Source organism: Kitasatospora sp. NPDC059973 (assembly GCF_042737525.1).
Classification (GTDB): Bacteria; Actinomycetota; Actinomycetes; order Streptomycetales; family Streptomycetaceae; genus Kitasatospora.
The window spans coordinates 42,387-65,179 of sequence record NZ_JBHWUI010000030.1 but is presented as its reverse complement, the minus strand read 5'-3'; the positions used below and the strand labels follow the sequence as shown (position 1 = coordinate 65,179).

The 22,793-nt window shown below is 72.4% G+C and carries 18 protein-coding genes and 2 pseudogenes; 9 read left to right on the top strand and 11 right to left on the bottom strand.

All coding sequences use genetic code 11. The annotated features are described in order from the left end of the window. Positions 1-111: 111 nt before the first annotated feature. Positions 112-480, bottom strand: coding sequence for a hypothetical protein (locus ACFWA9_RS11475; RefSeq protein ID WP_380385772.1), 369 nt, complete (start codon positions 478-480; stop codon positions 112-114). A 601-nt stretch (positions 481-1,081) separates the two neighbouring features. On the opposite strand from ACFWA9_RS11475, the gene ACFWA9_RS11470 reads away from it, so the two are divergent. Continuing rightward, positions 1,082-1,939 (top strand): LURP-one-related/scramblase family protein, encoded by an 858-nt coding sequence (locus ACFWA9_RS11470; RefSeq protein ID WP_380385778.1) that lies wholly within the window; start codon positions 1,082-1,084, stop codon positions 1,937-1,939. A gap of 273 nt (positions 1,940-2,212) precedes the next feature. Here the strand turns inward: ACFWA9_RS11470 and ACFWA9_RS11465 are convergent, their stop codons facing one another. Then, complete coding sequence (locus ACFWA9_RS11465; protein WP_380385769.1) at positions 2,213-3,631, bottom strand: acyl-CoA dehydrogenase family protein; 1,419 nt, start codon at positions 3,629-3,631, stop codon at positions 2,213-2,215. 520 nt (positions 3,632-4,151) lie between these two features. Between ACFWA9_RS11465 and ACFWA9_RS11460 the strand changes: the two genes are divergently transcribed. Beyond that, positions 4,152-4,886: an alpha/beta fold hydrolase gene (locus tag ACFWA9_RS11460; RefSeq protein WP_380385766.1), complete on the top strand. Its 735-nt coding sequence runs from the start codon at positions 4,152-4,154 to the stop codon at positions 4,884-4,886. Between the two features lie 1,163 nt (positions 4,887-6,049). Further along, a pseudogene (locus ACFWA9_RS11455) lies at positions 6,050-6,888 on the top strand (hypothetical protein). A gap of 150 nt (positions 6,889-7,038) precedes the next feature. Here ACFWA9_RS11455 and ACFWA9_RS11450 read toward each other — a convergent pair. The 5 genes from ACFWA9_RS11450 to ACFWA9_RS11430 all read right to left on the bottom strand — a co-directional run bounded on the left by ACFWA9_RS11450 (position 7,039) and on the right by ACFWA9_RS11430 (position 11,079). Beyond that, on the bottom strand, positions 7,039-8,247 hold the full coding sequence (locus tag ACFWA9_RS11450) for a hypothetical protein (RefSeq protein WP_380385763.1): 1,209 nt from the start codon (positions 8,245-8,247) through the stop codon (positions 7,039-7,041). Next, positions 8,237-8,806 carry a SigE family RNA polymerase sigma factor gene (locus tag ACFWA9_RS11445; RefSeq protein WP_380385760.1) on the bottom strand — a complete coding sequence of 190 codons (570 nt, stop codon included), beginning with the start codon at positions 8,804-8,806 and terminating at the stop codon, positions 8,237-8,239. Before ACFWA9_RS11445 ends, ACFWA9_RS11450 begins: the two co-directional genes overlap by 11 nt. Before the next feature lie 308 nt (positions 8,807-9,114). Continuing rightward, on the bottom strand, positions 9,115-9,270 hold the full coding sequence (locus tag ACFWA9_RS11440) for a hypothetical protein (RefSeq protein WP_380385757.1): 156 nt from the start codon (positions 9,268-9,270) through the stop codon (positions 9,115-9,117). Positions 9,271-9,931: 661 nt separating this feature from the next. After that, positions 9,932-10,501 (bottom strand): DUF5994 family protein, encoded by a 570-nt coding sequence (locus ACFWA9_RS11435; RefSeq protein WP_380385754.1) that lies wholly within the window; start codon positions 10,499-10,501, stop codon positions 9,932-9,934. 434 nt (positions 10,502-10,935) lie between these two features. Further along, complete coding sequence (locus ACFWA9_RS11430; RefSeq protein ID WP_380385751.1) at positions 10,936-11,079, bottom strand: hypothetical protein; 144 nt, start codon at positions 11,077-11,079, stop codon at positions 10,936-10,938. 1,023 nt (positions 11,080-12,102) lie between these two features. Between ACFWA9_RS11430 and ACFWA9_RS11425 the strand changes: the two genes are divergently transcribed. Continuing rightward, positions 12,103-12,294, top strand: coding sequence for a hypothetical protein (locus ACFWA9_RS11425; protein WP_352292845.1), 192 nt, complete (start codon positions 12,103-12,105; stop codon positions 12,292-12,294). 347 nt (positions 12,295-12,641) lie between these two features. On the opposite strand, the gene ACFWA9_RS11420 is transcribed toward ACFWA9_RS11425, so the two are convergent. Then, positions 12,642-14,903, bottom strand: a complete 2,262-nt coding sequence (locus tag ACFWA9_RS11420) for an HAD-IIB family hydrolase (RefSeq protein WP_380385748.1) — start codon at positions 14,901-14,903, stop codon at positions 12,642-12,644. Positions 14,904-15,634: 731 nt separating this feature from the next. Between ACFWA9_RS11420 and ACFWA9_RS11415 the strand changes: the two genes are divergently transcribed. After that, complete coding sequence (locus ACFWA9_RS11415) at positions 15,635-16,903, top strand: ATP-binding protein (protein ID WP_380385745.1); 1,269 nt, start codon at positions 15,635-15,637, stop codon at positions 16,901-16,903. A 193-nt stretch (positions 16,904-17,096) separates the two neighbouring features. On the opposite strand, the gene ACFWA9_RS11410 is transcribed toward ACFWA9_RS11415, so the two are convergent. Beyond that, positions 17,097-17,351, bottom strand: a complete 255-nt coding sequence (locus ACFWA9_RS11410) for a hypothetical protein (RefSeq protein ID WP_380385742.1) — start codon at positions 17,349-17,351, stop codon at positions 17,097-17,099. A gap of 50 nt (positions 17,352-17,401) precedes the next feature. Between ACFWA9_RS11410 and ACFWA9_RS11405 the strand changes: the two genes are divergently transcribed. After that, positions 17,402-18,460: a HEAT repeat domain-containing protein gene (locus ACFWA9_RS11405; RefSeq protein WP_380385739.1), complete on the top strand. Its 1,059-nt coding sequence runs from the start codon at positions 17,402-17,404 to the stop codon at positions 18,458-18,460. 21 nt (positions 18,461-18,481) lie between these two features. Here the strand turns inward: ACFWA9_RS11405 and ACFWA9_RS11400 are convergent. After that, positions 18,482-18,688 (bottom strand): annotated as a pseudogene (locus tag ACFWA9_RS11400) (integrase core domain-containing protein); the annotation flags it as partial. 123 nt (positions 18,689-18,811) lie between these two features. Continuing rightward, a complete protein-coding gene (locus ACFWA9_RS11395; protein WP_380385736.1) occupies positions 18,812-20,095 on the bottom strand; it encodes an MFS transporter in 1,284 nt (427 codons plus the stop codon). A 95-nt stretch (positions 20,096-20,190) separates the two neighbouring features. Here ACFWA9_RS11395 and ACFWA9_RS11390 point away from each other — a divergent pair, with 95 nt between their 5' ends. The 3 genes from ACFWA9_RS11390 (at position 20,191) to ACFWA9_RS11380 (ending at position 22,640) form a co-directional block, all read left to right on the top strand. Then, positions 20,191-20,643 carry a helix-turn-helix domain-containing protein gene (locus tag ACFWA9_RS11390; protein WP_352292857.1) on the top strand — a complete coding sequence of 151 codons (453 nt, stop codon included), beginning with the start codon at positions 20,191-20,193 and terminating at the stop codon, positions 20,641-20,643. Positions 20,644-21,363: 720 nt separating this feature from the next. Further along, positions 21,364-21,714, top strand: coding sequence for a PadR family transcriptional regulator (locus ACFWA9_RS11385; RefSeq protein ID WP_380385733.1), 351 nt, complete (start codon positions 21,364-21,366; stop codon positions 21,712-21,714). Beyond that, the gene (locus tag ACFWA9_RS11380) at positions 21,711-22,640 is read left to right on the top strand and encodes a hypothetical protein (protein WP_380385730.1); all 930 of its coding nucleotides are present in this window, start codon (positions 21,711-21,713) and stop codon (positions 22,638-22,640) included. The genes ACFWA9_RS11385 and ACFWA9_RS11380 overlap by 4 nt, the downstream gene beginning before the upstream one ends. Positions 22,641-22,793: the final 153 nt, after the last annotated feature.

Below are 22,793 nucleotides of genomic sequence, written 5' to 3'. Positions count from 1 at the left end.
GCGGGTGAGAGCCGCAGGGCGGCCGGGCGGGCCCCCGGGGGCCGCCCGGAGCGAGCGCGACCGCGCCGCGCAACCCGGGCGGCCGGTGCCGGGCGGTCCTTCAGGGGCGCGTCAGGCCCGGCGGCGGGAGAGCGCCACGACAGCGGCGGCGACGAGCATGGCGGCACCGGCGGCGGCCAGTACCGGCCCGGCGTACCGGGCGCGCTGGAGCACCACGTCCCGGGCCGGGCCCTCCCCGTCGCGCGCGACCGCCGACCCGGCCGTGTCGGCGAAACCCGCGAAACCCGCCTTCGCCCGCACCGCCCCGGCGCGCAGGCTGTCGGTGGCCCCGCCGAGCCCCTCCTCCAGGGCGTGCCGGGCCTGGTCCGCGCCGTGGCCGACGAGTTCCCGGGCGTGCTCGGCGGTGTGGCTGACCCGTTCCCGTGCGTCGGCCACCCCGTGGCTGACCCGTTCCCGGGCCTGCTCGGTGCTTCGGAGCACCCGCTCCCGGGCCTGGCCGGCTGCATCCCGCGCATGCGGGCCCAGCAGCTCGAAAGGGGCCGAACCTACTCGAACGCCAGACCTGATACCCCTCGCCGTCCCCGAGATCCGCCGGCTGATCACGCATCTCACCCGGCCTGTCCGCCGCAGCATCGATCACGTCCTGCACTGGTCCCGATGGCGCCGCCGACGCCGACACCAGGCCCGGACCGGCCACTACAAGAGACGAGGCCACAGCCCAAGAGCTGAAGCCTCGTCACGGCAAGCACCGTTGCAGTAGGCCGGTGGCCGGGGCACCTCCGACCCCCGACTGTGCGCCGCGGCCGACCGCTCGGGCTCGTGGGGCGACCCGAAAGCCACGACAGGGATCGGGGTGCCGCTCCAGGTGACCGGCCGATGGAGCAGCTCGGATCGCACTCGTCGGGCTTGCCGGGTGCTCGGAGCGCGCTTCGAGGTCGGCGAGCTGTCGCCCCGTCGGTCGGCAGGCACGGCCGAAGAGCTGGTGCCGTGCCAGGTCCAGGTCCAGGTCCAGGTCCAGCGGCCATGGGCGGCGAGGCGCCGCGCAGCGCGCTCCCCGGGTGTGACATCGGCCACATCAGTACTGTCGGAAGGTCGGCCAACTGCGCTCGCGGCGGCCGAATTTGCAGGTCGCGGGCCCGATCAGCAGTCCGCGGCGGACCGGGTCGAGCCGAAACGACCTGGCTACCGGGCGAGGGTTGAGCCTAGCCTGCCCGCCATGTCCCAGAACACGAACACCCCCGGCTTCCCCGGGCAGTCGGCCGCTCCGGTCGACGACTCCGCCAAGGTGCAGCGCCAGGTGCAGCGGCAGGCTGGCGTCGGGCCGGTCTCCGGTGGCGGCGGCACCCTCTTCTCCGAGCCGGTCCTGGTGGTGAACCAGAAGGCCAAGCTGATCGAGCTGACCAACGAGTACGCGGTCTTCGACCAGCATGGGGCCGCCCTGGGGTCGGTGGTTCAGGTCGGCCAGAGCGCCCTGCGCAAGGTCGTCCGGCTGCTCTCCTCCCTCGACCAGTACCTGACCCACAAGCTGGAGATCCGTGACGCGCAGGGCAGCCCGGTGCTACTGCTGACCCGCCCGGCGAAGCTCATCAAGTCGCGGGTGGTCGTGCAGCGTCCGGACGGTCAGGAGGTCGGCCAGATCGTCCAGCAGAATGCCATCGGGAAGATCAACTTCGCGATGGAGGTCGGCGGGCAGAAGGTCGGCGCCGTCAAGGCCGAGAACTGGCGGGCCTGGAACTTCTCCATCGTCGACGAGACGGACACCGAGATCGCCCGGATCACCAAGACCTGGGAAGGCCTGGCGAAGACGATGTTCACCACGGCCGACAACTACGTTCTCCAGATCCACCGCCCGCTCGCCGACCCGCTGCTCAGCCTCGTGGTGGCGACCGCGTTGACGGTGGACACCGCGCTGAAGCAGGACGCCCGCGGCCTCGGCTGACCGCGGCCGGACAGCGGTCCGATCCCCGCCCCGACCGTCGGCCCGGCGCGGCAGCGACAGCGGGCAGGCCCCCACCCAGGTCGATTGACCGGGGTGCGGGCTGCGGCCACTGCCACCGCCCGGGTACCCGGGGAACGCCCGGACGCCCTCCCCCGCTGGGGGGAGGGCGTCCGTCGAGGCAAGGACCGGACGAGGACCGGACAAGGACCGGACGAGGCATCCGCAGACGCGGCCTCCGCTGCCGTCCGTGCGGGGGGCCGGGTGGGCCGCGGTTCAGCCGTTGGCCGTGAGGCGGTCCAGGAGGTCGAACTCCACGCGGACGCGGTCGATGTCGGCCGTGAGGAACTCGGCTGCCGTGCGGGCGCGGTTGGCGTCGGCACCCGTCTCGGCCGCCCATTCCAGGACGCGGGCCGCGGCGAAGACGTAGGCGATCACCCGCCCGGCCAGGACCGAGTGCTCCTGGCGGAGTTCGCGGTCGAGGAACCTCAGGTCGTAGCCGTGCGCCGAGACGGCGGGCGCGGTCGGTGCCCAGACGGCCAGGAAGGCACTGAGGACGAGGCCGTCCGAGCTGTCCACGCAGTACTGGGCGAGCTGCTGGCTCAGCAGGTCGTTGGTGCCGTCGAAGACGGTGAAGACCCGGGAGTCCAAGAACGCCTGGGCGGCGATGTTCGTCGGTGAGTCGGACCGGTAGCCCTCACCGCCGGCAAGTTGCTGGTAGTGGTTCGCGCAGCTGACCATCAACTCGGTGGCCACGGTCTTGACGGCCTGGATGGCGGGGAAAGCCGGGGTGAGGTCGGTCCTGAGGTCCAGCGCCGTCCGGACGTAGTGGTTGAGCGCCGCGCAGACCGTGCGGGCGCTGTCGATCGCTCCGAGCCGGTGGCGGACGAAGCCGATCGCAGAAAGCGGGGCCCTCCCGATGACGCGGGCGTCGGCGTAGGCGCGTGCCTCGCGGGCGATGCGGTTCAGGAAGCCGAAGGCCAGCGCCCCGATCAGTGCGCGCCCCGCGAGGTAGATGTCCACCATCGAGCTCAGGTTCCCCGCCCCGGCGTCGAGGCGCCGGTGTGCGGGGACGAAGGCGTCGATGTCGTTGATCCCGTAGTCGATCACCTTCAGGCCCAGCGCCTCGTAGCGCTGCGCGGTACGGAACCCGTCGCCGCGCTCCATGAGGAAGCAGGCGTACTCGCGACCGCCGTCACCCTCCCGCTTGGCGACGACCACCCACCACGACGCGGTGGCGCTCAGCGCCTGCCAGTGCTTCCGGCCGCGGATCCGGTAGCCGCCCTGGACCTCCTCGAACACGGTGGTCAGGCCCGACATCGCCGAGCCGCACCCCGGCTCGGTGGAGGCGAAACCCGCCGCGGGTGCCCGTACACCGGCGAACCGGGGCAGGATCTCGCGCCTGGCCTCCTCCCCCGCCCAGCGCACCACCGGCCGCAGCGCCAGCCCGGTGACGATCGCCGTGTAGACGGCGACGGCCAGGTTCTGCTCGGCCAGGACCTCGACGACGCGACACATCTCCACGTGGCTGTCACGGCCCCCGTACTCGGCCGGCAGCACTGGCAGCAGCACACCCGCAGCTGTCAGAACGGCCCAGTCATCGGCGGGGAGTTCCCGCTGCGGGTAGGTCGCCGCGTCGAAACGCGAGGCGACCTCCTCGACACCCGCGATGAACTCCTCGCTCGACAAGAGCACGACGGCACCCACCGGACCAGCCATGTCCACACCCGTTCCAGATACCCGACTCGCGCGCTGGAGACCGTTCCTGACGGCTCGCTGCGGTCCTCGACCCGGCCGCGCGGAGGTCGGCCGCAGCAATCCTACTGATTGGCGGCACCGGAGCTTCACCGGTCGGGCGTACCTTGCGCCGGCCGCCCGGCAGCAGGAACTCCACCTCGGTCGCCAGTCGGTCACGGTGCCGACCCCGCCCGCCGTGTCGGGCGCGCTGCCGCCCGGGACGAGCGCGGCGATCGTCTCGTAGTGGGCGGTGAGCGCGGTGAGCCCGAGGTCGCGCAGCGGGCCGGGATCGCGGCGGACCTGCTCGACGGTGGGGGCCCCACCGGGCCAGCTCGGGACGCGCACCGCGCGACCGTGCGGGGTGAACCGTTCGGCCCAGCCCTGCCCTCCCAGGAGAATCTGTGGAACCACGCACCGTGGATGAGGATGACGGGGTTTGCTTCAGGACCAGAGTCGGTCTCGGCGTGGGGCCACGGTCGTGTCGATCTGCGCGGCATCAACCGCGCCCGCTGCCTTCGCCGCCGGTTCCGATCGGCCCGGCCGCCCGGCCCCGGTCATCCCGACTATCACCCCGGGCACGCACACCACGTGCACCGAGCTGAAGCGGGTCCAGGCCGGCGTGCTCGACATCGGCTACGCCGAGGCCGGGCCGAAGCACGAACCCGTGGTCATCTGCCTGCACGGCCGGCCCTACCACATCCAGAGGGTGATCGTGCCGTACCTGCGAGGCCACGGCACCACGCACTTCCTGTCTCCCACGACCGTCCGCACCGGGCAGCAGTCCGCGATCACCCTCGACGTCATCGCCCTGATGGGCGCCCTGAAGATCCACAAGGCCGTGCTGGCCGGATTCGACTGGGGCTCTCGCGCCGCCGGCACCATCTCGACGCTGTGGCCCGAACGGGTCAAGGCCCTGGTGGCGGCGAGCGGTTACCTCATCGTCGACATCCCTTCGCAGCAGAACCCGCTGCCGACGAAGACCGAGCACACCTGGTGGTACCAGTACTACTTCGCCACCGAAGGGGCCGCGTCGCCATGGAGACCAAGCAGTACCGGTACGACCTGTGCCGACTGGTGTGGAAGGAGGGCACTGCCCCCGGCGACAGGCCGTCCCAGAGGCCGGCCGAACGGCGGGTGCCGTCAGCACCGGGGAATGTTGGGATCCCGGTTCACCGAGCGCGCGTTGCCGTCCGCATACCCGGCGAAGACATAGACGGAGGGCGATATGTTGGTCCATCCATGCCCGTCGTTCCAGTAGATCCGGTTCGTGCGGTACCACGTGTTGCCGTAGTTCCCGACGCTCTCGCCGACAGTCCAGCACTGGGCGATGATCGCACCACCCGGAGGAACGTCGGCCCACCCGTCGGGGTCCTTGGACTGAGTGTTGGGAGCGTCGTAGAGGCCAACCCAATGCCCGACGTTGATCGGAACATAGTCGTCGGCTGAAGCACTTCCCGCTGTCGTGGCGAGCACGCCGACGGTCAGTGCTGCGGTTGTTGCGAGTACCGCAGCACGGCGTCCGGCCCTTGACCTCATAGTTCCTCCGTGAATCCATCCTTGGCCCCGAGGCACCGAAACGGCGATGCAGCCCTCTCGAGCAGCTGCTCCTCTGCGTTTGGCGGGGATATCAGGTTGCCAGGACTCAGAACGCTGGTGGGTGATGCTTTCCGGACGTTCTTCTGACACCTCGCCCCGAGGCCGCGGCGCCCGTTCGACGAAACCGTGTACTACCCCGTCTCATCCCAGGGCCGGCGGCAAGGACAACGCCCTCCCTCTGCGCCGCACCAGGTGGCGACACCGGACGCCAGGCCCGCCAGGCCTGATCACATGAACTCTCCGCGAGGTCCCGGGCCGCCGCCGGGCCCTCAGCATTGACCTCCAGCCAGGCCAGAGCACCACCGGTGATCGCAGTCCGACCTCCGCGGCCGCGTCTGCGAGACTGGCGATCATGACGGGCCGCCGCAGGCTCTCCCTGCGCTTCTCCGAGTCCGCCGTCGACGCTTCCGTGCCCCCTCAGCCCGGTGGGCGCCGACTGCTGCCGGTCGAGCAGAGCGCCGCCGGCCGGACCGGGAAGCGTTCAGCGGGGACAACCCCGAGCACACCGCGAGGTCTGTCTCCAGCCCCTCCCCGACACCTGGCGGACCATCAGCTGAGGGTCAGCGCGAGACCGGTTCCGAGGCGCAGGCGCAGCTCGGTGACCCGGAGAGGTCGCGTCGACGGTGGGGGCGGTCCGACCGCCACCGCCATCCTTGTGCTCCACCGGCGCCTCGCTCGCGACTACGACCGGTGGCCTGACCACGCCGCCTCCCGCGTCTACCCGACGATGACATGCCTTCGGTCCCGGGCTGGGGCAGCACGTGGGACTAGGCTCGGCCCGTGGATCACCCCGACGAGCGCGCCGAAGGCGCCGGACCGTTCACCACCCGGCTCACCTGGCGGCCGGCCGAGGGAGGCTCGGCCGTCTGGGAGTCGCGCCTGGCACGCAAGCGCGGGACGCTCAGGATCCGCGCCGAGGAAGGGACGGAGGGTCCGCCGCGCACCGCGGACGACACGGCACTTCATCGGCTGCGCATCCTCAACACCGTCGCGGCCGTCGCGTTCACGCTCGGCGGTGCCCTCTTCGCCCTGGGGACAGCCGTCACCGAGATCGGCTCGGCCGGCGCGACCGCGGCCGCTTCGATCTACTTCGCGGGAGGCCTGTTCTTCAACACCGGCGGTTACGCCTCGCTGCTCCAGGCGGTCAACGCCCCGCGCCGCTCGGGTGAAACGGACTCGCTGGCGACGGGTGGCTGGCGGTGGTGGAGCTACGAGCCCACGCGGATCGACTGGCTGAGCACCTTCGTCCTGTTCGTGGGCACCCTCGTTTTCGGCGTGAACCTGCTGGACTCGTTCCTTCAAGGGCTTTCGGCCCAGCAGGTCAACCGGTTGGTCTGGTCCCCCGACATGGTGGGTGCGCGCTGTTCCTGATCTCCGGACATCTCGCCCTGGTCGAGGCCTGTCACGGCCCCCCGTGCCTGCACGCGCGCAACCTCGGCTGGTGGATCGTGGTGGTCGACCAGGTCGGGTCCGTGCTCTTCATGGCGTCGGCGCTGGCCGCCTTCACCCGCCCGGAAACCGGCAGTCCGCTCAACGCCGACATCGCGAACTGGGGAACCTTCGCCGGCGCGGTGTGCTTCTCGGTCGGCGGCGTCCTGCAGTACTTCGAACGACCCTAGCCAGATGCGTCGGGTACGGGCGGTTGCGGCCAGCGCGGCCTCGGGCCCGGGGGCTTCGCGGGTCGGGAGGGTGGCGGCCGGGGCCGGTGGGGCGGTGCCGGATGGGGCCTCGCACCGCTGCTCCCCGTGCGGCGGTGGGAGGCCCCCGGGTCAGCGGAGCCAGACCGGGGCGGTGACGATCGCCTTGAGCTGGTCGACGCCGAGTGCCGGGTTTCCCGGGCGGAAGGTGTAGCCGTTCTCCCCGTTCCACTCGTTGATCTCGATGGCCCGGCCGTCGGCGTAGTGGACCGCCGCCGCCCAGTGCAGGACCGGGTCGACCGCCGTCTTGCCGTTGCCGAACATGTTGGTGACGACGGTGCTGCCGTCCGGCCGGCGCTCCCGGACCGCCAGCGGGCCCGCCGATCCCTCCGCCTCGGCGTACTCCTTGTCCTTGACGCCCCGCTCGCCCGGCTCGGTGACACTGACCGAGAGCATGCTGGTGCGCCCCTCGTACGTCACCGTGAGGTGCGGCCCGTTCCGGCCGTCCTGCCCGGAGGGCACGGCACCCGGCGGGAGCAGCGGGACGAGCGCCGCCAGAAGATCCTCCGCCTTCGGACCGGGCTCGGGCGTCGGTGGCTTGGGCGCGATGTCCCGCGCCGGCAGGGCGTCGAAGAGCCGCGCCCAGGCCGGAGCGGTCACCAGGGCGCGCAGCTGCTCGGCGTCGAGCGGCGGGTTCTCCCGGTTGGGGGTGGCCGGCTGCCCGTTGTGCTCGATGATCGTCACCCGTCGGCCGTCCGGCGCCGCCCAGGTGGCGCGCCACTCGCGGTGGCTGTCGGAGTTCCGGTCCTTGAGCTTGTCGACCACCAGCGCGGAGCCGTCGGCGTCGACGGCGCGCTCACAGGCCTCCTGGGGTTCACTGAAGCCGTCCATGCAGACGGCGCCCGCCTCCGGGGTGAGTTCGGTGCGGCTGACGGTGTAGGAGATCATGCTCTCCCCCTTGCCGTCGTCGAACAGCACCGTGCCCCCGGTCTGGTACCGGTCGCCGTTCGGGCCCGCCTCGGCCGGCGTCGCGGCGAACAGCACGCGGGACTTCCCCGGTGGCAGCAGCGAGGTGAACAGTCCGACCGACTCCTCGGCGGTCATCGGCCGCACCGGCTCGGTGGCCGGGCGGGCCGCGTGCGAGCCGCCACCGACGACGGCGGTGAGGCTCACGGCGACCACGAGCACGGCTGCCAGCCCGCTGACCGCCAGGGCCCGCCGCTGGTTGCGCCGGCGCCGGCCGCGACGTTGCGCGGCGGCCGCTAGGGTGTGCAGCCCCGGTTCGGGCGCGAGCGCCACGGCGCCGCGCAGGGCCTGGGCGAATTCATCCTCAAAGGACACGACCGAGCACCGCCTTCCTGCCAGTGGGATCCGTTGTGGTGCGGCCACCTGTGTCGCCGAGCGTGGCGCGCATCCGGGCCAGCGCCCGGCTGCTGCGCGAGCGCACCGCCGTGCTGCTCAGCCGTAGCGCCGCGGCGGTCTCCTCGACACTGCGGTCCTCCCAGAACCGCAGCACGAGCACCGCCCGGTCCTGCGCCGGGAGTTCGCCGAGGGCGCGCAACAGGGTCAGCCGCAGCGTCGGGTCCGGGCCGTCCACCGCGATGTCCGGGAGGGTGTCGGTCACCCGCTCCGAGCTGCTGCGCCGCCGCCGGTACGACAGGAAGGTATTCACCAGCACGGTCTGGGCGTACCCGCTCGGGTTGTCCAGGCGGGATATCCGGCGCCACTTCACGAAGATGCGCCCGAGTGCCTCCTGAAGGAGGTCCTCGGCCAGGTGGGCGTCGCCGCCGGTGAGCAGGAAGGCGGTGCGCAACAGGTGTCGGCCCCGCGACACCGCGAAGGCCGGGAAGTCGGGCGGCACCGGCTCGGCCGGCTGTTCCGCGCTCGTTGAGTGGTCCATGTCTTTCTCACGTCGTCGACCCGCCGTCATGTGGCAGTGGAGGCGGGGGATCTTTCCACGGACTCGCACCCGCGTCCGGACGGTGGCACGCACGACGGTGCCGCGCCGCGAGCTGACTTCGGGTTTGGGAGGCATCCAGTCAGGCTGGGGAACGGGCCGTTCCACGGTTGCCTCGGTCGGGTCCCACAGGCGCTTGGGCGGATCGACCACACGGCGACCGCACCCACACCGTACAAGCGCGGACACCCCGGAGTACGGCGAACTCCCCGCCGGACCCGGTACATCGGGCCGGCCGCCCGGCAGCGTGCCTATGCCAGTGCCCGGCTGTGGTGGCTGGCCTCCGACGGCTTGGCCGACTGGACCACCTTGCCCCTGGACAGGGTGAGCCGCTCGGCCGATGGGTGCAGGCGCAGCGGGCCGGGTGGCCTGCTCTGGGCCCGGTCACCCATGATCCGTCCCGTCATCGACCTCGACCTTCTCGCCGACGTCCTCGTCTCCCCGTGCTCGCCCGCATGGCATCGGGCGACACCAACCGGCTCAACACGGAACAAGCCAGCCAGCCGGCAGATCACCAACCTCGTCCTCAACGGCGCTGCTCCCGCGCCGAGATGCCGAGATGACGACCACGGAAGCGCCGAAGCCCACCGGGACGAACAGTCAGGCTGCCGCAGCCGCCGGTCGGCTGCGCGGGCAGGCCAGTCCCCTACCCGCCTCGGCAAGGCCAGGGCCGGCCCGCTGATGCCGATGGCCACGTCCCGCCACAAGAAGCCGGGGAACGTCCATCAACCGCGACCGGTGGACTCCGCCACGAACCAGACCGGCGACCGACACCCCAGGGGACCGGGCCACCCCGAGAGTGCGGGGCATCAGGCCCGCCGCCGGCGCCCTCGCCGAGGCGCGGGGGACGGTTCCCGGCCCACCGCCGGTCCGCCGGTGGCCTCGGCCAGATTCAGAGGGAGGCCCAACCGGCACTGGCACTCTCGCTGTTCCTGGTCATCATGGCGATCGTGCTCGGGGTGGTCGGCGTCACCGCCCAGGGCCTGTCCTATGGGGACGGCCTCGCCGATCGTTCCGGTCGGCTTCGCCGGCCCGGACGGTGATCCTGGCAGCGCAGGGGCCGCTCGACTACGCGGGAACCGGCCAGGAGGCGGCCCGGCTCCGGGCGAGATCCGCTCGCTCGCCGGCCGCACCCGCGCCGTCGGCGGGTGCTACGGCCGACGGCAGGAAGTCGGAACGGGCCTTCGGCGGTGCCGCACCGCCGACCGTCCCGGCGGCGAGCAGGGCGCTCGCGGTCCTGGTGTTCGCGGGGTCGGCCGCCTCGGCCATCAGTCGGGCGGCATCGACGGCATCTGTCTGCGGCGGGACGACCAGCAGGTTCAGGCGACGGGGGGCGTACGAGCAGACCGTGACCACGTGCTCGTCCTGTTCCAGGGTGAACCAGCCCGCGTGGACGGTGTGGCCCGCGACCGGGATCCGCCGGGGGATGACCGGCCACTGTGCGGGGTTCACGGTGATCCGGGTGACCCGGCCCCACTGCTTGTCGAGAGCCGCGGCCAGGTCGGGGAGTTCGAGAAGAAGGTCACGAGACCGAGGCCACCAGGCCCCGTCCAGCCGACCCGCCCGCCCGCCGGGCGCCAGGGAGAGCCGCAGGGCGGATTCAGAGGTGGTCGGCGCACGGTCGAGGATCGCAGTCATGATCAATGGGCCTGTCTCCGAACCCGAGCGGGGCCCGGATCCGGCATAGCCGTTCGCCGGAGACGACGCCGGTGTCAAGTGCCGACATGCGAAGTACCTTCGGTGATGCCCAGGCTACTCCTCGTATCGTCCGAACCTCGCATGATCGCAAGGCCTCCTGCCGCGTCGTCGCATCCGAGCAGGGTGGAACGACGACGGCCTGGACGCCGAGCCATAGGCCGACGTTGGCCCGGCAGTCGTGGGCGGCGGACGTAAGACATTCGCGACCGGCACCCGCCGCGCCCCCGCAGGCTGATCACCGGCCAGGCCTGTTCAAGCATTGGGGTCCGCTGCTGCCACGGTCCGCGCAGGGTGCGCGCCGATGGCGGGGGCACTTCCCGGGGCGCGATCTCAGAGCAGGCACGCACCTCCTCCTCCACCAGCGGGGCGACGAGCTAGGGCGCCATCTCGTGAACCCGGTCGAACAGCTGGCCCGGCAGCCGCCCGCCGAAGCCCTCCGACCGGTCCACCGCGGCCCTGCGGTTCTCATGTGCCGATTCCGCCACGGGCACCTCCATCCCGCCGGCGACCCCCTTCATGGCCGGCGCACCTGCCTTGTCCGACGCGGCCGCGCGAGCGCCACACCGGCGTCCTGTCGTCTGAGCCTCGCCCCGGCTACCCCGCGACACCCGGACCAGATCGATCCTGTGAGCATCGGCTGCGGCTGCGGCCCGCGTTGCGGTCCACCGCCGGTGCAGCTGAATTGCCCCAATTCGCGCCTTCCCGGAGTAACCTGGACAGCGCCGGAGGACTTACCGGCAGGACGATCACGAGGAGGTGCAGATGCAGATCAGAGAAGCAGGAGCCCTGATTCTGCGGCTCGTGATCGCGAAATCCCGACCCGGCCCTTCGGTCGAGGGATAGCGGGATCGCTTGGGCGTCGGGGGTGCAGGTACAAATCCTGCTGATCAGCTCAGCTTCCATGCAGGGCGTGGGCCGTTTCCGCAGAAATGCGGGGGCGGCCTTTTTGCTCCACGACCACGAACCGCGCCACCGCGCCCCAGCGCCCGGGCCGGCTCTGTGGCTTTGGCGGGGCGCTGTCGCCAGACCGTGGCGCCCACGCCTGTCGGCTGGATATGGGGCCGCTCATGTCACATGCCCCGCATCAAGCCGCAGGCCACTGACCCGAAAGCACCGACGGTGCCACCGGGCCGGCGGTGACGTCGGCGATACGGCGCCGGACGGGGCAGGGGTGGTGTCCGGCTACGGGCGGGGAAGGTGGCCGCAGCCCGCCGGCGAGGTTGGTGGAGCAGGGCTGCATGTCGGAACTGCTCGTCGGCGGCCGCGTCGTCGCGTTCCACTCACCGGCCGGCCCGACCAAGGCCCGCGGGTCGTCCCGCCGGGTCACGGTCGTGGGGATCCGCACGCCGTGCCGCCTGCCTGGTTCGTCGACGTTCCAGCCTCCCCCATCACGCATGCCGTAACACTCGCGCGGCCCCCGGTAACGTCCAGGGCCTGACGTCCACCTCACGGCCACCCACACGAGACACGCCTGCAAAACTGTCGTCATGACGATACGTCACCCTTGAGGTCAGAGGATGAAGACCGAAAGGAACCTTGGAATGAGCGACTATTTGACACTCGTCACCGCCCTGATCCCACTCCACAGCCGCGCCGACAACGGCTCGGGCCCGCCGCCCCGGCTGACCGGCCACCAGGCGGACCGGCTGGCCGGGATGGCGAAGCGTGACGACGCCACGACCGCCACCCGCCCGCGGCGCCGCCCCTTCGGCCGGCGGCCGTCCTTCGCGTAGTACCGCCCGCCGGGGGCGACGGCCGGCCGGGCGACACGGGACACTCCGAACCGCGATCCGTCGCCATGAGGAGAGGTCTCCGGCGTCCTGCCCGTCGGTCAAGAACTCGCGGCGGCATGGTGATTCCCCCCCCCCGACAATCCGCTGGGCGGCGGACGAGGCAGGTGGCCGTGTCGGCGTGACGGCACGGAACGAAGGGTGTCCTACCCGGGGGCGGCCCGTCGCAGGTCCTGAACACCGCACACGCATGCGGGTGGGAGGTGGCGACGTCGCGCCGGTGGGGCCCCTCCCCCAGCCTGCGCCGCCGGTTCCGGCGCACGAGAGCCGACGGCGGGCTCCGCGCACCGTCACCGCTCGGCGACCGACATCGCGTCGGAGCCCTCCCGGGAGGCATCACGGGAGGCATCAGGGGAGTCGTCGCCGCGGATGGCGGCGGTGATCTCGGCGGCCCAGACGGCGGGATGGTCGTCGCCGAGCAGGTCGGCGAGGCGTTCCAATCGCCGACGGCGCTCGTCGGACCCGAGGGTCAGCGCCCGGTGCAGGGTGTCCGCCAGGTCCCCGGGCGAGTGGGGGTCGGTGAGCAGCGCCGCGGCACCGAGTTGGGCGGCAGCTCCCGCGTGGCGGGAGAGCACCAGCACCCCGGAGCGGCCGACGACCCGCTGGGCCGCGATGAACTCCTTCGCGGTCAGGTTCATCCCGTCCTGCAGGGAGGTCACCCAGAGCACGTCGGCGTCGAGGTAGTGGTCGATCACCTCGGTGAAGGGCAGGCTGCGCGGAAGATACTCGACGGGCTTCCAACTCCCCGTCGTCCAGGTCTGGTTGACCTCAGCAATCCGGCGCTCCAGCACTTGCCGGGTCACATCGTACGAGGTGATGCCGGGCTCGGGAGGCGGGCAGACCAGCCGGAACCGCAGTCGTCCCCGCAGCTCGGGACGCCGGGCGAGCAGGGCCGCGACGGCATCGACCTTCTGCACGGGGGCCTTGGCGTAGTCGAGCCGTTCGACGGAGAGCACGAGCGGCCCGTCGGCCGAGCCGGCCCGGGGAGGGTCGGTAGGGGCCTCCGTGCGGGCCGGGGAACGGGTACGGACGCTGGCCCGGGCCGCCGAGGCGATGGCCTCGCGGTCGATGCCGAGCGGGTGGACACCGATCCGCGGAACGTCGACGCGGGCCGCGCCCCGGCTTCCGACGAGGGTCCGGCGGAAGTGTTCGGCGAAGGTCTCGGTGTGGAAGCCGGCCCAGTCCAGGTGACTCAGCGAGTCGCGGATCTCGGCGGCGGTGGGCAGGACCGCGAAGACCTCGGGCGCGGGAAACGGGGTGTGGTGGAACAGGCCGATCCGCAGGTCGGGGCGGACCGGGCGGAGCAGCCCGGGAACGAGCCACAGGTTGTAGTCGTGCAGCCACACGGTGGCGCCCGGTGCTGCGTGGGCGGCGATGTGGTCGGCGAAGCGGGCGTTCACCTCGCGGTAGCCGGTCCAGGTCTCCGGGTCGAAGCGCAGCCGCTGGGGCTGCGACATCAGCACCGGCCAGAGCGTCTCCTTGCACGCACGGTGGAAGTAGGCGGCCCACTCGGCGGGAGTCAGCGGGACGAAGGAGAGCGGCAGACCGGTGTCGTGCCCGTCCAGGCGGCCGGGACGGGCGTGCGGTCCGAGAACGGCGGCGGTGGCCCAGATGGCCTGCGGGTTGGCGGTGAACAGGCTGCGCAGGGTGGGCAGGATGCCGTTCGGGCTCGCCGGCGGGCGCCAGCCGCCGGGCGTCAGGCGGACGGGCGGGCGGTGGTAGCCGACCACGAGTGGATAGTCCCGCTCCACCCAGCCGAGCTCCTGCAGGGCAGCCAGGATGCCGGCGGCGCCGGGCCGGTCGGGCCGGTGGACGGCTCGGTCGTCGGGGACGGCGGCGCGCAGGGCGGGTTCGGCATTGCCGACGATCACACCGTGCGCGCCGAGCCCGTACAGCGACAGGTCGTTGAGGGAGTCACCGGCGACCAGGACGGAACTCATCGGCCAGTTCTGCTGGGCGGCCAGCGCCGCCAGCGCGCCGCCCTTGCTCGCACCGGGCGGGAGCACGTCGAAGTAGCGGTCCGCCGAGTAGAGCCAGCCGCAGCCCAGTGCCCGGACGGTCTCGGTCAGTTCCGGGGTCAGCTGGTCCGGGCGCAGGTGGAATGAGCAGCGGCCGTCCTGAGCCACGCCGTGCTGGTAGACCAGCGCCGGAAAGCGCTGCATCGCGGCCCTCACGCGGTCGGCCCCGGGCCAGCCGCTGCGCAGTCGGTGCTGCAGGTCCGCGACCGGGCTCTGGTCGGTGCCGTCGATGACGCTCGCCCCGACATCGGCGATGATCCAGCGCGGTCTGGGCACCAGCGGCTCCCGCAGCACCTCGCGTACCGAGGAGAGCCCCCGGCCGGTCGCGAAGACCACGGTCACCTCCGGGTGCCGGGCCAGGGCGTCGTGCAGCCGGCGGCGGTCGGCCCGGTCGCCGCCGAGCAGCGTGCCGTCCAGATCGGTGACCAGGACCCTCGCCGAACGTCCTGCTCGGGGTGGTGCGGTGGTCGTCCGCCCGGCAGCCCACCCGTTCCGCTGCTCCGCCGTCCGCCGATTCGTCTCCGGTGCTGCCATGGTGGTGCCCCCTCGCCGATCGCCCCATGGAGTTGCGCTCCGGCCGACGGGCCTGGGCGCAGCTCGGATCAGGATCATCGGACGCTAACACGAGCCGAGTGCCGAGTGAATCGGGCGTGGAACGGTGGTGACGGACGGAGTGGGGCTCGGTGGTGCGCCAGGCGCCGATCTGTGCGCCGGGCGCCTGACGGCCGGCCGTCACACTGCCGGACAGGGGCAGGGCGGTCACGCCGTCGGGGCATACCGCCCTTGCCGGTGAAGGTGAAGTCGGAGGGGGTGGTGCCGGGATCAGACCACGTGACCCGTCCGCGCTTCCGGTGGGTTGCCGCCCAGGCAGGTGAGCGGCCCGCTGCCGGTGAACGTGATCGTTCCCGAGGTGTGGTGCAGGTCGAGCGACACGCAGGCGGCGAGTGCGCCGCTCGCGCCGAGGGAGATGGACGGGTTGAGAGGCGCCGGAGGCGGGACCGCCAGCTTCAGCCCGGGGGGAAGGTGATGGCCTCCGTGACCAGCGGACGCGCGCCGGCGGCCGTGGTGGCGGCGGGCGGGACTGCCGGGACCCACGCCCCGGCCGCGTCGACCGCCGTCTGAACGGCCTGGAACGACCGAGGCGGCCGGGGGCACCGGCGCCTCTCGGCCGACGCATCGCACCCGCGGCTCCGCCCTCCGGGCGAGCGGGTGGGCGGTGGACGGACGATGATGGAAGCCCGGAAGCGTGACGTTCGAGGCTCGGTATGGCGGTGTGGCACGTTCGGGAGTTCACTCCCGACGATCTCGAAGCGGTGGTGCGGCTCGACGGTGAGAGCGCCACCACGGACCGACCCGCCGTCTTCCGGCTCTCCGAGCTCGTCGCCGCGCTGCAGGCGCAGAATCCGAGCGTCGTCGCGGTGGCCGACGGACGTCTGGTGGGCGCGGCGGTGGGCCGGGTGGACGGGGACCGGGCCTGGGTGCTGCGGATCGCGCTGCACCCCGCCTGGCGGAACCTCGGGCTGGGGACGGCGCTGCTGTCCGCGCTGGAGCACCGACTGCAGGATGCCGGGGCGCGAGTCGTCGCGGCCCTGCTGCCCGAGGAGGAGACCGGCGCCGCCGCGCTGGGCAACTCCGGGTTCCGCCCTCACCGGGGGCTCACCTACTTCGAGAAACCGCGGGCGGTGAGTGGCCAAGGCACGACGGTGCTGGCCTCGCTGGGCGCGGTGGTGCCCGAGGCCCGCCTCTGGGGGCAGCTCACGGGGATGGCCGACGAGAAGCAGCTCATCGAACGGCGACTGGTGCTGCCGCTGGCCAATCCCGAACTCGCGGACGCCCACGGGGTGGAACCGCCGCGCGCGGTCGTGCTGTTCGGCCCGCCGGGCACGGGCAAGAGCACCTTCGCCAAGGCCGTGGCCGGTCGGCTCGGCTGGCCGTTCGTAGAGTTCTTCCCCTCGCGACTCGCCTCGGAGGACGGGCTCGCCACGGGGCTCGGCCGCCGCTTCGAGGAGATGGCGCAGCTGGACCACGTGCTGGTCTTCATCGACGAGGTCGAGGAGGTCGCCGGCACCCGCAGCCTCGCCGATCCCGCGTGGGTAGGCGTGGTCAACGAGCTCCTCAAGTCGATCGTGCGGTTCCGCGACCGGGAGGGCCGGCTGCTCGTCTGCGCCACCAACTCGGTGGCCGCCCTGGACCCGGCGTTCCTGCGCCACGGCCGGTTCGACTACGTCCTGCCGGTGGGACCGCCGGACCACGAGGCCCGCAACGCCCTCTGGGCCGGCTACACCGCCAGGACGGGCACGGCGGCCGACACGGCTGTGCTGGCCGGCGCCAGCAGCGGCTTCACCCCCGCCGACATCCGGCAGGTCGCCATGGCGGTCGCCCAGGCCGTCTTCGAGCGCACCCTCGACACGGGGGAACGCACCGAACCCGGCACCGAGGACTACCTGGACGCCATCCGGCGCACCCGGCCGACCGTGACCGAGGAGATGGCCCGGGAGTTCGCCGACCAGGCGGTCCGCTACGGGCGCACCTGAGGCGGCCCGGGTCGGCGGTCGCCCTCGGTCGCTCAGCTGATCGGCCGTGACCATGTCGCGCCCGCCTCCGGTGGACGACCGACCATCCGGCCTCACACCGTGCGGTCAGCTCCAGGTCCTTCGGGACACTTCCCCGTGCGACGGGCACCGAGTGGGCCTCGATCGAGAGTCTCCCCCACTCCGGGAGTGAACCTCACCCTCCTGCCCTCGGTCCTCGTCCGTTCAGATCGGTGTTCGTGGAGACCAGCACCCCCGCGGCCCAACCCCAGGACATGTCCTGGCGCGTCACGTCGGTGAGCGGACCGCCCGGCGTCAGCCGGTCGTAGCCCTCGGGGTGCGCCTCCTGCACGGTGATGTCCCCCGGGACCGGGAAGTAGGTGTGCCGCAGACCGATCCGGTCGATGACACGGTGGGTGATCTCCTCACCCACCGGCCGGCCTGTGATCATCTGGATGAAATCCGGTGACCGGCACCAGGCCGTCGGGCGAGAATGCGCCCATGGACAACGCGGTGGGACCGGCAGGGCGGCTGATGACCGCGGCGCGAGTGGCGCAGGCCTCGGAGGCGGACCACGACGAGCACGCCTACTGGGCGCTGGTCTGGGAGGAGGCGCAGGAGGGGAACGGGGAGACGGCGTTGCGCTGCGGGTCGGGGTTGCTGCGCTCGACCGACGTCCTGGAGCGGAAGGTGGGCTGCAATCTGGTGGGAAGCGCGGCCGACACGCATGAGGCGCTGCGAGGCGAGGCGGCGACCGCGTTGCTGGCGCTGGCCGAGGTGGAGACGGAGAACTCTGTGCTGTCGTCCCTCGTCTGCGCCCTGGGCCGGGCGCAGGACCGGCGTGCCGTTCCCGTGCTGGTCGGGCTGTCCAGGCACGAGGACGCCGACCTGCGGCGTCTGGTCGCCTCGGAGTTCACCTCCGTCACCAGCGGACTGTCGGACGGGCCCGATGTCCGGGCGCTGATCCGGCTGACCCGGGACCAGGACCCGGAGGTCCGCAACTGGGCGGCCTTCACATTGGGGTTCCAACTGGAGCAGGACACGGCCGCCATCCGGGACGCACTGTGGACGTGCGCCACCGACGAGTGCGGCGAGGTCCGGGAGGAGGGCGCCCGAGGGCTCGCCAGACGGCACGACCCCCGCGCTGTCCCCTTGATCGCGCGACTGCTGGAAGCCGACGACTGGTCCCACTCCTTCACCCTCCACGCGGCGGAGATCCTGGGCGTCCCCGAACTCCTGCCGGCGCTGGCCGCCTGCGACCCCTCACCCGAGACCGACCGGGCCGTCGCGGCCTGCGACCCGGTACGGCGGGCCCGGCTGGAGGACGACGCGTGGACGGTCGTGACGGAGCTGGAGCGGCTGCGCCCCGGCATCGGCGCCGCGCTCAGCTCACCGCGCTACGAGTCGGTGCACGGGATGCGGCTGACCCACCGGGAGACGGCCGACGCGGGCTACGACGTGGCCGCGCTTCTCTCCCGCGCCGACGGGGACCCGGTACGGGCGGCCGGGCTGGTGGTGGCCGACCTCACCGGTTCCACCGGGAAACGGTCCGCGGGCTGACGCGCCCTCACTCAGCACGTACTCGACGGGCGGGACGCGGCCTATCTCGCCGTGGAGTCGGCGGTGGTCGTACCAGTCGACCCACTCGGCCGTGGCGAGCTCGACCTGCGAGAGGGTTCGCCAGGGGCGCCGGGGCTTGGTCAGCTCGGTCTTGAACAGCCCGATCGTGCTCTCCGCGAGGGCGTTGTCGTAGGCGCCGCCGACCGAGCCGACGGACGCCGCGATGCCCCGGGACCAGGAGACCCGCCAGGCGCCGGCGCCGATCTCGACGCAGGTCCGATCTCCGGGCGCGCCGCTCCCGGTGCAGCCCTACCCCTCACCTCGACGGTCGGGGGACCTCAGGGAAGTACCTCAGCCGGTGGCGTCGGCGGTGGGCTCGGGGGTGCCCTGCCGGGTGAGCGCCCAGAGCACAAGGGCGAGACAGCTGATCACGGCGCCCAGCGTGCACACCGCGCCCCAGCCGGCCAGCGCGTAGAGGGAGGTCGCGGCGAGGGCGCCAGCGGCGCTGCCGATCGAGTAGAAGACCATGTACCCGCCGATCAGTCGACTGCCCGCCTCCGGGTGCAGCGCGTGGATCAGGGTCTGATTGGTGACGTGGACCGCCTGTACGGCGAGGTCGAGGAGGATCACGCCGACGACCAGGGCCCAGAGCGAAGTACGGATGAAGGCCAGGGGCAGCCACGAGACGGCGAGCAGTGCCAGGGCGATGCCGGTGGTCTGCCGGGAGAGCCCGCGGTCGTTCAGCCGGCCCGCCGCTGCCGCGGCCAGTGCGCCTGCGGCTCCGACCAGCCCGAACACTCCGATCGCGGTGTGGGAAAGGGCGAGCGGGGGCTCGCTGAGCGGCAGTGCGATGCTGCTCCAAAGGGTGCTGAAGGCCGCGAAGATCAGGAGCCCGAGCAGGGCCCGCACCTGCAGGGTCCGTTCCCGCGCGAACAGGGTGACCGTGGACCGCAGGAGCTGTCCGTACCGCAGTGGGGCCGGCGGGAGGGCGCGATGGCGCGGCAGCGTCCGGTGCAGAACCAGGGCGAGCAGAGCGGTAAGCGCCGCGGAGGCGAGGTAGACGGAGCGCCAGCCCGCGAGGTCGGCCAGGACACCGGATACGGAGCGGGAGAGCAGGATCCCGAGGACCACGCCGCTGGTCACCAGACCGACGACGCGTCCGCGCTGGGAAGGGGGAGCCAGCGACGCCGCAAAGGCCACCAAGGTCTGGGTGACGACCGCGAGGAGCCCCATGACGGCCATGCCCGCGAGCAGGAGCGCCGAAGTGTGGGCGGTGGCGACCGCCACCAGAGCCGCCACCAGGAGGAGCTGCTGGGCTACGACGAGCCGTCTGCGGTCGATCACGTCGCCCAGCGGCACGAGGAAGAAGAGTCCAAGGCCGTACCCGACATGCGTGAGGGTGACGACGCCGCCGACGAGCGCCGGGCTCATCGCGAGGTCGTGGCCCACGGTCACCAGGAGCGGCTGGGCGAAGTAGACGTTGGCCACCGCGGCTCCACAGGCGACGGCGAACAGGAGGACGACGCCACGGGAGAGTGCGAGCGCGGGTCCTCCTCCGCTCCGGGCTGCGGCAGCCCTTCCGGTCTTCACGGCCTCTGGGGCTTCTGGTGTCACGACCTCGCAGTCACCGGGCATTTCGGCGCCCCTCCAGCGATTGGTTTTATGTTGCTACCAATGGGGACCGTAACTTCTTTGGTACCATCTTGCAACCAGCTTGAGTGGAGGACGGCATGGTGGCACGGACACGTTTCGACGACAGCGACTGTCCCGTCGCGCGATCGGTGGACGCCATCGGCGACTGGTGGTCTCTGCTGATCGTGCGGGACGCCTTCGACGGGAGCAGGCGCTTCGGGGAGTTCCAGCGCAGCCTCGGCGTGGCGAAGAACATCCTCACCACCCGTCTGCGCGCCCTGGTAGCCGGCGGCGTCCTCGAATCCGTGCCCGCCTCGGACGGCAGCGCCTACCGCGAGTACGTACTGACCTCGAAGGGCAGATCCCTCTTCCCCGTTATCGTGGCGCTGCGGCAGTGGGGCGAGCAGAACTTCTTCGCCCCCGGCGAACCCCACTCGCAACTCGTCGACCGCTCACAGGGCCGGCCCCTTCGCCCCCTGGAAGTCCTGTCGGCGGACGGGCAGCGGCTCGAACCCGACGACACCACCGTCCACAAGGTCTCCCCCCAGTGACCCCGGAACCGGAACACCCCGACGAACCGCAAGGACTGATCGGGGGTCAAAGGTCTCTGACGGGCTGACGCCCGAAGAGGAGTCGGGCGAGGACCGGGGCGTGGGACCGCTTGCGGGCGATTACGGGCGAGTCGGCGTACACCCCGGCGCGGGTGCCGTGGCAGCTGGCCCCGGACGAGCTCGGGGTCAGGTCCAGCTGCCGTCGGATTACCGGGCGTTCGTCGACTCGTACGGTGCGATGAACCTGAATGGCGAGTGGGGCGTGCGGCCACCGACGAAGCGCTGCCACGTAGCCGGCTCTCCGGGCGGCCCGGCGGGGTGGCGCTTCGGGTTGCTGCTCATGCCTCAGGCATGCCCCGGGACTCTCGGGGCAACCGGCGGTGGCGGTGCACGGTCTGCCCCACACAGGCCGTGCACCGTCACCGGGCCCAGCCACCCAGGACCCTCGGGACCGGACACCCGCCCGTACGCCCTGCCGCTCCCCGCGCCCGCACAGGGTGCTCCCGCGAAGACGACCAGAGGTCGACCTGGTTCGCCGCGCTTCGCCCGGCAGGGCCGGGCCGCGCCCGGGCGGCCTCCTCCTCACGGCACGCGCCCGTCGACCATGACTTTGGCCCGGCGCCACCGGCACGAGAACACCGGGCCTCTTCGGCAACGATGTTGACAGCCGATCAGGTGACTCTTGCCAGACCCTACGGTGACCGTACTATGGTGCTCGGCATGACGAAGAAACGCTCCATGCAGGAGCCAACCTTCCTCCTGCTGACCGCCCTCGCCGACCGGCCCCGGCACGGCTACGCCCTCGGCGAGGAAGTCACCGCGATCTCCGACGGCCGGGTACGGCTCGGCGCCGGCACCCTGTACGGCACCCTCGACCGGCTGCTGGCCGAAGGCCTGGTCCGGATCGAACGGGAGGAGACCGTCGACGGACGCCCCCGCCGGATCTTCGCCCTCACCCCGGCCGGCGTCCAGGCCCTCACCGACGAGAGCGAGCGGCTGCGGGCCGCCCTCCGCGAAGCCGACCGGCGCCTGGCGACCACCCGCACCCGACTCGCCGGAGGCATGGCATGACCGTGGACCGCACCACCCCCAACGCCCGACTCCTGCGGCGCGCCCTCGCCCTCTACCCCGCCTCCTACGGCGCCCACGAGCTGGCCGAACTCGCCGACCACGCCGAGCGCCACGTGCGCGCCGCGGGCCCGCTAGCCGGACTGCGGGAGGTCGCCGACGTGGCCGGACACGGCGCCCGGGTCCGCCTCGGCCTGACCTCCCACCGGCCGATGGGCCGGGCGCTGGCCACCGCGGCCCCGCTCGCCGGCGTCCTGGCCGGCACCTACGCGGCCTGGGCCCTCTGGTACACCATCCAGATGGCCATCGACCACGGGTTCGAGTGGTTCGGGCCCTCCGGCGCCCGGACGGTCGCCGTCACGGCGATGGCGTCCGTCCCGGCGGCGCTGATGGCGGCCGCGGTGCTGGCCGGACGCTGGACGACGGCGAGGGTCCTGGCCCTGGCCACCGTCCTGACCACTCCACCGCTCGCGGCCCTCTACGAGCCCGAGCTGAGCGACTCCGCGACCGTCCTGCTCACGTTCAACGCCCTCGTCCTGCTGGTCGCCCCGCCGGACCGCACGTCACGCCCGCGCACGCTCATGCCGTGGGCACTGGCCATCGCGATCACCGCCGCGGACACCACCCTGATCCTGGCCGAGAGCTACTTCGGAGCGCGAGTCCCGCACACCGGCTTCGACTTCACCGCCCCGCTGGTCGTCGGCGTCGCCATCGCCTGCACCACCCGCGCGGTGGGGCCCGCGGCCCTGGCCACGGCGGTCCTGGCCGGCCCCCCGCTGCTCTGCCCCGCACTCGTGGACGTCTACCCGGACCCCCTTCCCTTCGTCGTGCGCCCCGTGGTCCTGTTCGCAGCCGGGTACGCGGTCACGTTCCTCGCGGTACGACTGGCGCACCGGTTCGCCCGGCGAAGCGAACCGCAACACCCCTGACCGGTCCCGCTCCACCCCCGAATCCCCCACCGGCATGCGGGGGACCCCCGGCCGCACCGCGATACCCCCCGGCCGGGCGGGGCGGGCGCGGGGCCGCCCCCACCCCCCGGCCCGCCCCCCCCCCCCCGCACCCAACCCCCCGCGCCCCGCCGG